This is a genomic window from Oscillibacter sp. CAG:155, assembly GCA_000436875.1.
Lineage (GTDB): Bacteria > Bacillota > Clostridia > Oscillospirales > Oscillospiraceae > Oscillibacter.
In genome coordinates, this window is record FR890930.1 from 5,791 (window position 1) to 14,649 (window position 8,859).

Consider the following 8,859-nt stretch of genomic DNA (forward strand, 5'->3'; position numbering starts at 1 on the left):
CCGCCGCCCAGGAACAGCAGCGTGTCGCAGTTGCCGATGATCCCCTCCCATTCCTTTTCGTACAGCGCCTTGATGTTCTGGATGTTCTGCACGATGATGTTCAGCCCGATGTTGTAGCTGCGGCAGGTGGCAAGGATTTTGGGATAGCTGTCCGGCTGGGCCACATTCGCCCATTCGTCCTGAATGACCCGCACCGGCACGGGCAGGCGTCCGTTGTACTTCTCGTCTGCCCGGTAGTACAGCTCCTGAAAGCATTGGGTATAGAGCATACCGATGAGGTAATTCATACTGGCGTCGTTGATGGGGATGACGCAGAAGATCGCCCGCTTTCTTTCGCCCAGGGAGCCAAAATCCATATCGTCTTTGGCTGTCATAGCCGCATACTGCGGGATGTTGAACGCCGCCAGACGGACAGCGGCAGAAATGAGGATGGATTTTGCCGTCTTGCCGGCAGCTTGCTTGAACACCTTGTACTGCTTCACCGCAACATGATTGGGCTGTTCCTCCTCCAACGCCTGAAAGAGCAAGTCCAGCGGACTGCGGTAGCCTTCGTCCTCCTCGAGCACCTCGGCGTATTCCATCATGAATAGCATGGTTTCAAAATTCTGTTCCTCCGGTGGGGCTTCGCTCATGAGGTAGAGCATCAGGGCGGAGTCCAGGGCAATCTCGGCCTTCTCCCAGAAGGGGTCATTGCTGGACGCGTTTCTTGGTGTGGTGTTCTTGATGAGGTTGTCGATGAGCTTCAGCACATCTTTCTCATCCCGCAGATAGCGGAACGGATTGTAGCAATCCGATTGGCCGGGGTCGATCAGGTTAAACACCTTTATATCGTAGCCTTGCTCGATCAGCAGATGGCCGGTGGTACGCAGGATCTCGCCTTTGGGGTCTGTGATGAGGAAGGAGCAGTTGGCGCTCAGCACACCCGGCAGGCAGAAAAACCGGGTCTTACCGGAGCCGGAGCCGCCCACCACCAGAATGTTCAGATTGCGCCGGTGCTTGTGGCCGTCCATGCCGATGCAGACGCGCATGGTCAGGATGACATTTCCGTTCGGGTTGCCGGGGTCTTTATACTTCTGACACAGCGCCCTGGGGTCGCCCCACTTGGCGCTGCCGTATTCCTCGCCCGGTCGCCGGTTCTCGCGGCTGGAATAATACAAGCCAATGGCCATGCCGTAGCAGCAGAGGGCAATCGCCATGAATTTCAGCGTGTGCGCCGTCCAGCGGATGGCAAAGGGGCGCTCCAGCAGACTGCTGAAACGCCCCATCAGGTCGAATATGGTCATGCCGTCCTCATAGCCGGTGGCAAGCAGCGCCGCCAGCCACAGGACGGGTATCACAAGTGCCGCCCACATCGGGGCAGCACTGCGAAAGCTGCGATTTGGCTTCATACCATCAATAGCCGGTCTTGGGCAGTGTTACCGTTGTCTTGGCATAGACGCCGGTCAGGGTGCGGGAAACCGCCTGAATCCACTGCCCGTTATACAGGCCACCTACATCAGCCACATTGACAAGGCTGCTGCCACCCGACAGTCCCTTTGCAACGGTGCCGCTGATGGCGGGCGTTTCCACCTGGGCAAAGCCAGCCTTGACCTGTCCGAACACGAACATGACCTCTGTGATGCGCTCGTTGGACGCCAGCTTCAGAATGGCGGGACGGGCATCCAGCACATAGTTTTTGCTGGTGGAGAGGTTGTCTGCCAGAGTGCGGTAGCTGCTGCCGGAGAGATTGGTCTTATAGACCACCTTGTAGGAAAGCTGCTGGTTGTAGGTGCCGGTGACAATGCTGTTCAGCGTCATCTGACCGGGCAGCGTAGAGCGTATCTTTCTTGTAAAGATAGGCAAGCGCATCTATGAGTTTGATGTGATGAATGCGCCCTGTCGGGGTATCTACTACTTTATAGGGAATTTCTCCCCGACGCTCTAAATTATAAGCGGTTTTGTGGCATACTCCGCACACTTCGCAGAATTGCTTCTGCGTGATGTACTCCGGATATGCCGCGACAATCTCCGGATAGTGGTTCAACAAATTCATTTCAGTTCTCCCTTCTGCTAATTGCCGACAGCAGAGAAAACCGATTATCCTCGAAGATCTGGTCTATCCAATCTTCTATCTTTTTTCTTTTTTGGCCCGCTTTTTTCAAAAATCGCGGAACTGGCTTCCGTGCCAGATTTTCTTGCGGTGAATGTCCGAAAAGTCTTGATTTTTCAATGGTTTTGAGGGATAGTAAATGCCAAGTACTGCTTCGATGTGCTCGTATGTGCAACAGATTCGAAATCCGGTAGGCGCCGCAAGGCGTGCGGGGGTTCAAATCCCTCCATCTCCGCCACAAAAATAACCACGCCTTTCGGTGTGGTTATTTTTATGGGTACCGTAGGAATTAAAATGCTCGGGCGGAATGAGTCCGCCCTGCGCCAAGGGTTTCGCCTGCAGCGAAAACACTTGCACAGCGCAAAAGCACCGCCCTACCGTGTGGGGTCCCGGAGCTGCGTGTCATCAAAAGCGTTCGCCAGTTTCAAACCGGAGCAAGCATTTTTATGCTTGCTCCGATTTTTTTGCAGCAAGGATGCCGGGAGCAGGAGCTCCTGGCATCTTTGCTGCGCTGCGGATCACGATTCATGCATCCAGTCCACCCAGGACTTGGCAAAGAGATTGTCCTTGAGACAGACGAAATAAAACGCTCCGCTCATCGGCACCTCCGCCAGATCAAACCGGGCCAGCGTTCCGGCCTTCAGCTCCTGCGCCACCACCGGGGCGTACAAAAACGAGACCCCAAGTCCGTCCACGACCAGGGACTTGATGGTGGAAAAATCGCTGATGGTGACCACGCTGGAAAAGCTGTCCAGCGTGTAATTTTGGCGGTGCAGTGCCTCTTCAAAAATTGCCCGGGTGCCGGAGCCGCTTTCCCGCAGGATCAGACGCTCCCCCACCAGTTCATCCAGGGGAACCGATCTTCCGGCCAGCCGGTGCCCCGGCGCGCAGACCCCGAAAAAATCCTCCCGCTGGCAGAGTTGGGCGTCATAACGGCTGCGGTCAAAGAAGCCTTCCACCAGCACGAAATCCAGCCGTCCCGCCTCCAGTTCCCGCAAAAGCACCTGCGTATTGTCCACCATCAGGGAAAACGAGGCATCCGGTTGAGCGCGCAGAAAGCGCTCGATCTTCGGGGCGATGATGAATTCCCCAATGGTCTTGGAGGCCCCTACCCGCAGGGAAACCGGGACCGGCGACGCCATGGCGTTCTCCACCTTTCGGCTGTTATAGGCCATGGACCGGGTAAACTCCAGCAGACGCAGCCCCGCCTCCGTCAGCCGGAGTACCTTGCCCTCGTAAGAGAAGAGACGGCAGCCGTAGTGGTCCTCCAGATAATGGATGTGATGGGTCACTGCCGGCTGTGTCAGACACAGCCGCTCCGCAGCCCGAGTGTAATTCATGGTCTCGCACACAGCGAGGAACGTATTCCAGCGAGGGTCCAGCATATGGCATCACCTATTATTTCATTTTATTGTTCTATAATAAATCTTCATTTTATTTTATCGCTGACCTGGTCTATAATCAAGACTGCCAAGCAAAATATGGTTTGAAAAGGGAGAAATTAGAAATGGAATTTGTAAAAAGAACCGGTCCCGGCCTGCTGCTGTGCCTGATCCTGGCCATTCCCAGCTGGCTGCTGGGCCACGCGTTCCCGGTGATCGGCGGACCGGTCTTCGCCATTTTGATGGGTATGGTGCTGTCCCTGGTGCTCCGGGACAGGACGCGTTATCAGGCAGGCATCGCCTTCACGTCCAAGAAGATTCTGCAATATGCGGTCATTCTGCTGGGGTTCGGACTGAATCTCTCGGAGATCGCCAAGGTGGGTGCCCAGTCCCTGCCCATCATCTGCACCACCATTACCGTCTCGCTGCTGATTGCCTTCTTTCTGCGCAAGCTGTTGGCCATGCCCTGCAACATCTCCGTGCTGGTGGGCGTGGGCTCCTCCATCTGCGGCGGCAGCGCCATCGCCGCCACGGCTCCTGTCATCGGCGCGGATGACGAAGAGATCGCTCAGTCCATTTCCGTCATCTTCCTCTTCAATATTCTGGCGGCGCTGCTGTTCCCCACACTGGGCGGAGCCATGGGGATGAGCAATGAGGGCTTTGGTCTCTTCGCGGGAACTGCCATCAACGACACTTCCTCCGTCACAGCGGCGGCCTCCACCTGGGATACCCTCCACGGCACCAACGGCGCGGTGCTGGAATATGCCACCATTGTCAAGCTGACCCGGACCCTAGCTATCATCCCCATTACACTGGCGCTGGCCTTCTGGCGGACCTGGCAGGCCAAGCGGGGCGGCAGCGCATCCAACGGTTCCTTTGACATCAAGAAGGTCTTCCCCTTCTTTATTCTCTTCTTCGTCCTGGCTTCCGTCATCACTACACTTTCCACCATGGCGGGTGTGGACGCCAGCCTGTTCCAGCCTTTCAAGGAGCTCTCCAAGTTCTTCATCATTCTGGCCATGGCGGCCATCGGCCTCAATACCGACCTGGTGAAGCTGATCAAAACCGGCGGCAAGCCCATCTTCATGGGCGTGTGCTGCTGGGTGGGCATCACCTGTGCCAGCCTCCTTATGCAGCATTTCCAGGGCCTTCTGTAAGTTTTCCACACACTGTTAACAAATAGAAAGGAAGCGGATCTATCATGTACGACATCATTATCATCGGAGCGGGTCCTGCGGGCATCAGCGCAGGCATCTATGCAGTCAGCCGCGGCAAGCGGGCGCTGGTCCTGGAGAAGGGCCAGGTAGGCGGCATCATCGGCAAAGTGTCCACCGTCACCCACTACACTGCCATTGAAACCCGAGAGACCGGCGCCACCTTTGCCGCCCGGATGAAGGAGCAGGCACTCCGGTCCGGTGTGGAGATCGTCTACGCCAACGTCACCGGCGTAACGCTGACCGGCGAAGTCAAGACCGTCACCACCGATAAGGGCACCTACGAGGCCAAGCGGGTGATTCTGGCAAACGGCGGCACGCCCCGCAAGCTGGGCATCCCCGGCGAGGCAGAGCTGACCGGCAAGGGCATGGGCATGAACGCTGCCCGGGACGGCGCCGCTTACACCGGAAAGAACATCTATGTTGTGGGCGGTGCGGACGGTGCGGTAAAAGAGGCGCTGTATCTCGCCTCTTTCGCCAAGCAGCTGACCATCATCCACTTTGAAGATCAGCTGGGCTGCATCGCGGAGTTCCGGCAGAAGGTGGCCGCCGCCGGGAACATCAAGCTGCGTCTGGCCTCCCGGCTCCATGCCGTCTATGGCCAGGACCAGGTGGAGCGGCTGGAGATTGCCGATGAACATGACGGCCACATCGAAACCGTGGAGGACCCCGGCTGCGGCATCTTCGTGTATGCCGGCGTGGTGCCCAACACGGAGCTGTACACCGAGCTGACCCTGGAGAACGGCTACATCCCAACCAATGAAAAGATGGAGACCGCCATCCCCGGTGTTTACGCCGCAGGTGACATCCGGGTCAAGCAGGTCCGGCAGGTGGCCACTGCCGGGGCGGACGGCGCCATCGCCGCCATCAACGCCGCCATGTGACGGGCAGTCGCAATTTCCCACAACGATTCAACAGGGAGGCACACAAGAGCGTGTGCCTCCCTGTCTGCTGTTTTCTCTCAAAAACACGCACCCCCGGAGGCGCCGACAGTGCCTCCGGGGGTGCATCATAACTCTGTTTTCTTACTTACACTGCGGCTACCGCGCGGGCCGGTGCGCCGGAGAATCCCTGGAGACGGATGGGGAACGCCATCAGATAGCAATTTCCGCGCTCCGTCAGTTCGTCGGGAATGTTGATCTCTTCCAGAATCCAGATTCCAGCGGAAAGCAGCGCCTCATGGCAGGGACGCCCCGTTCCTTCGTACCAGCCGCCCATGCTCATGGTATCAATGCCGACACCCTTGATGCCCTTAGCCTTGAGCCATTCCGCAGCACTGCCGGTCAGATAGGGCCAGTCATACATGTACTCCTGCTCCATGCTGCGCTTGGGGCCCCAGCCGGTGGCAAAGAGCACGATGCTCCCCTGCTGAATCCGGTCCTTGTACGGCTCCAGGTGGGACACCTCAATGCCCTCCTTGGCGTGGATGATCCCCCGCAGATCCACGATCACGGCGTCTCCCTGGAACAAGGAGACATCCAGCCGGTCGATGGTCGTTCCGTCGGGATAGAAGTGGAACGGCGCATCCAAATGGGTTCCGGTATGGCTGTTGAGCCGGATCTGTTCGGCATTGAAACAGTCCTTGTCATAGGACGCCTCATACTTCACCAGCGTGGGTTCATAGGTCGGCCACCCCGGGCAGTGATCATATACCGGCTGAGACAGGTCGTAAAATTTTGTAAACTGTGCCATCTCAATTCGCCTCGTTCTTAATCTTCCGTCAGAGCGACTTCCACCAGCGTGTCGTACACTTCGTCGATGTTGTCTTTGGTCACCAGCAGCGTATCCAGGGTGATCTCCTTTTCCACCTCTTCACCGGCCAGGTAAGAAACCACGGACTGGGCGGCATAGCGGCCCATCAGAACCGGCTGCTGAGCGGAGGTACCCGCGACCTTGCCTTCCCGGATGGCCTCCACGATTTCAGGAGAGCAGTCAAACGCGGCAACCAGCACGTCGCTTCTGCCGGCGGCTTCCAGTGCAGACACAGCGCCCATGGTGGGGTCCTCAGCGTGGCAGAAGATGGCGCCCAGGTTGGGATGTGCGGTGATCAGGTCCTGTGCGTAAGTCTCGCCCTCGGAGCGGTTCACCTTTTCCATCTGCTTGAAGTCCACGTCCACCAGCTTGTTGGTGGCGATGCCCTCATCAAAGCCGTCCTTGCGCAGGACGCCATTGATCCGGGCCTGGTTCAGGGTGATCTGCGCCACCTCGGTACCGGCTTCCAGCTGGGAGGCAATGTACTCGCCGATAGCCTTGCCGCCGGCCAGGTTATCGGTGCTGATATAGGAGACATACTCGCCGGAGTCAGTGCCGATGTCGCAGATGACCACAGGCACGCCGGACTCCTCCGCCAGGGACAAAACAGACACGCAGGACGCGCTGTCAGTGGGGGAGATGACGATGGCGTCCACCTGCTTGGTGATGGCATCCTGGGCATTGGACATCTGGGTGTTGGCATCATCCTTGGAGTCGTAGGTCACGCATTCGATACCGGATTTGGACAGTTCGTCCTCCACACCATGGCGCACATACCGCCAGAAGGGAACATCCAAAGAGGGGGTCAGATACGCTACCTTGGCAGAAGCGGTATCGCCGTCACCGCTGCCGCCCTCCTGGGCGTCGCTGCCGCAGCCGGCCAGCAGCCCAACCATCATCGTCGCGCAGAGCAAGAGTTCCAGTGCTTTCTTCATTTCATTTTCCTCCTTTTATTTGCTGCTCTTTTTAACCTTCAGCTTCGACAGTTTCTCCGCCAGCACGGCCACGACGATTACCGCGCCGATCGCAGTTCCCTGCCAATAGGGGTTCACTCCCAAAATGTTGAGGGCGTTGCGCAAAAAGCCCACCAGGAACACACCGATGATGGTGCCCCACAGCGTTCCCTTGCCGCCGCTCATGCTGGTTCCGCCGATGACGGCCGCCGCAATGGCGTCCATCTCCATGCCGTCGCCATAGGTGGCGTCGCAGGCCATCAGGCGGCTGGTCATGATCCAGGCTGCCAGACCGCACATCAGTCCGGAGATCACATAGGCCATCATGACGTTGAACTTGACGTTGATGCCGGTCAGTCTGGCGGATTCGGCGTTGGAGCCGATGGCGTACAGGAACCGGCCATACTTGGTTTTGCCCATGATCCAGATGAAAATGGCAAACATTCCAAAGATAAAGAGGATGTACACAGGGAAGGAGCCGCCGATCTTGCCCTTGCCCAGGACGCTGTACACCTCCGGGAACTTGGAGGCGGTGTTGGCGTTGGAAATCACGTAGTCCAGGCTTCGGCAGATCTGCATCGTGCCCAGTGTCACAATGAAGGCCGGCAACTGCAGATATCCGATGAAAAATCCGTTGACCAGGCCCACCAGCATACCGACCAAGAGGATCACAACTACACCCAGCAACACGTTCTGCGTGTTCATCAGCACCATGCAACCGATCATGCCGGACAGGCCCAGTGTGGCGCCTACTGACAAATCAATGCCGGAAGTGATGATGACGATGGTCATGCCGATGGCCAAAAGCGCCGTGGAGGACACCTGGCTCATCACGTTCATGATGTTCTTTGTCGTCAGGAAGTAAGGGGATGCAAAACTCAGCACCACGAAAAACACCACAAAAATCGCCAGCATGGACAACTCTGTCTTATACTCCCTGACAATTCTCTTTCCCATGCCGCCCTGCAACGTCTGCTCTTTTTTCATGGCTTCTCAACTCCTATGGTAGAATAATATCCGATTTTTTCCTCCGTGGCGTCCTGTGCCGCCAGCTTGGCCGTTACCTGACCTTCCCGCATCACGTAAATCGTATCGCAAACACCCATGACCTCGGGAATCTCCGAAGAGACAATGATGATGGCCATTCCCTGGGCGGCGAGGCCGCGCAAAATCGCGTAAATATCCGACTTGGCGCCGATATCCACACCGCGGGTGGGTTCGTCAATGATCAAAACCCTGGGATTGAGTAAAATCCACTTGGCCAGCAGCACTTTCTGCTGGTTGCCGCCGCTGAGGCTCTTGACCAGAAGGTCAATGTCCGCGGTTTTGATCTCCAGTTTGCGGATCATCTCATTGCAGTCCTGCTCCGCCGCCCGCTGGTTCAAAATGGGTCCGCCCCGTGCGGCCAGCTTGGCAAGGCCGATGTTTTTCAGAACGCTCAGCTCCTGAATAAGTCCCTCGCTCTTCCG

At 57.3% G+C, this 8,859-nt stretch carries 10 protein-coding genes; 2 read left to right on the forward strand and 8 right to left on the reverse strand.

What is annotated here, in order from left to right; genetic code table 11:
• The 4 genes from QZL67_RS06965 to QZL67_RS06980 all read right to left on the reverse strand — a co-directional run.
• On the reverse strand, nucleotides 1–1,337 hold a 1,337-nt coding region (locus QZL67_RS06965; RefSeq protein ID WP_292920055.1), incomplete at its 3' end, for a VirD4-like conjugal transfer protein, CD1115 family.
• Nucleotides 1,338–1,392: 55 nt separating this feature from the next.
• Nucleotides 1,393–1,797: a hypothetical protein gene (locus QZL67_RS06970; RefSeq protein ID WP_022290020.1), complete on the reverse strand. Its 405-nt coding sequence runs from the start codon at nucleotides 1,795–1,797 to the stop codon at nucleotides 1,393–1,395.
• Nucleotides 1,733–2,032 carry a hypothetical protein gene (locus QZL67_RS06975; protein WP_292920060.1) on the reverse strand — a complete coding sequence of 100 codons (300 nt, stop codon included), beginning with the start codon at nucleotides 2,030–2,032 and terminating at the stop codon, nucleotides 1,733–1,735. The genes QZL67_RS06970 and QZL67_RS06975 overlap by 65 nt, the downstream gene beginning before the upstream one ends.
• Nucleotides 2,033–2,607: 575 nt before the next feature.
• A complete protein-coding gene (locus QZL67_RS06980) occupies nucleotides 2,608–3,474 on the reverse strand; it encodes a LysR family transcriptional regulator (protein WP_022290021.1) in 867 nt (288 codons plus the stop codon).
• Between the two features lie 122 nt (nucleotides 3,475–3,596).
• On the opposite strand from QZL67_RS06980, the gene QZL67_RS06985 reads away from it, so the two are divergent.
• Together QZL67_RS06985 and QZL67_RS06990 are read left to right on the forward strand one after the other, a co-directional pair.
• Nucleotides 3,597–4,628, forward strand: a complete 1,032-nt coding sequence (locus tag QZL67_RS06985) for a YeiH family protein (protein WP_022290022.1) — start codon at nucleotides 3,597–3,599, stop codon at nucleotides 4,626–4,628.
• 44 nt (nucleotides 4,629–4,672) lie between these two features.
• Nucleotides 4,673–5,569 (forward strand): NAD(P)/FAD-dependent oxidoreductase, encoded by an 897-nt coding sequence (locus QZL67_RS06990; RefSeq protein WP_022290023.1) that lies wholly within the window; start codon nucleotides 4,673–4,675, stop codon nucleotides 5,567–5,569.
• A 145-nt stretch (nucleotides 5,570–5,714) separates the two neighbouring features.
• On the opposite strand, the gene QZL67_RS06995 is transcribed toward QZL67_RS06990, so the two are convergent.
• The 4 genes from QZL67_RS06995 to QZL67_RS07010 all read right to left on the reverse strand — a co-directional run.
• Nucleotides 5,715–6,377, reverse strand: a complete 663-nt coding sequence (locus QZL67_RS06995) for a cyclase family protein (RefSeq protein ID WP_022290024.1) — start codon at nucleotides 6,375–6,377, stop codon at nucleotides 5,715–5,717.
• A gap of 17 nt (nucleotides 6,378–6,394) precedes the next feature.
• Nucleotides 6,395–7,372, reverse strand: coding sequence for a substrate-binding domain-containing protein (locus QZL67_RS07000; protein ID WP_022290025.1), 978 nt, complete (start codon nucleotides 7,370–7,372; stop codon nucleotides 6,395–6,397).
• A gap of 15 nt (nucleotides 7,373–7,387) precedes the next feature.
• The gene (locus QZL67_RS07005) at nucleotides 7,388–8,377 is read right to left on the reverse strand and encodes an ABC transporter permease (RefSeq protein WP_022290026.1); all 990 of its coding nucleotides are present in this window, start codon (nucleotides 8,375–8,377) and stop codon (nucleotides 7,388–7,390) included.
• The coding region (locus QZL67_RS07010; RefSeq protein ID WP_292920057.1) for an ATP-binding cassette domain-containing protein at nucleotides 8,374–8,859 on the reverse strand (486 nt) is incomplete at its 5' end. The genes QZL67_RS07010 and QZL67_RS07005, both read right to left, overlap by 4 nt.